The organism is Mycolicibacterium flavescens, assembly GCF_001722335.1.
GTDB classification, from domain to species: domain Bacteria; phylum Actinomycetota; class Actinomycetes; order Mycobacteriales; family Mycobacteriaceae; genus Mycobacterium; species Mycobacterium flavescens.
This window is the reverse complement of sequence record NZ_MIHA01000064.1, coordinates 1-653: the sequence shown is the minus strand read 5'-3', so window position 1 is coordinate 653 and position 653 is coordinate 1. Positions and strand designations below refer to the sequence as shown.

Here is a 653-nt window from a genome sequence, read left to right as displayed (position 1 = left end):
TGCTCAACCCGAACGGCACCTACACCTACACCCCCACCACCGACTTCAACGGCACCGACAGCTTCACCTACACCGTCACCGACAGCCAAGGCGCCACCACCACCGGCACCGTCACCATCACCGTCGAGGCGGTCAACGACGCGGCGACCCCGGTCGATGACGCCTACAGCACCGACGAAGACACCCCGCTGACCATCCCGGCCGCCGGCGGCGTGCTGGGCAACGACACCGACACCGAAGGCGACCCCCTCGAAGCCATCCTCGTCAGCGGCCCGGCCAACGGCACCCTGACACTGAATGACGACGGCTCGTTCACCTACACCCCGGACGAAAACTTCAACGGCACCGACACGTTCACCTACAAGGTCAACGACGGCACTGAGGACTCCGACACCGCCATCGTCACCATCACCGTCAACGCGGTCAACGACGCGGCGACCCCGGTCGATGACGCCTACAGCACCGATGAAGACACCCCGCTGACCATCCCGGCGGCCGGCGGCGTGCTGGGCAACGACACCGACACCGAAGGCGACCCCCTCGAAGCCATCCTCGTCAGCGGCCCGGCCAACGGCACCCTGACACTGAACGACGACGGCTCGTTCACCTACACCCCGGACGAAAACTTCAACGGCACCGACACGTTCACCTAC

At 65.8% G+C, this 653-nt stretch carries 1 protein-coding gene; it reads left to right on the top strand.

Going from position 1 to position 653, the window contains the following annotated elements:
• The coding region (locus tag BHQ18_RS28850; protein ID WP_131815754.1) for a tandem-95 repeat protein at positions 1 to 653 on the top strand (653 nt) is incomplete at both ends.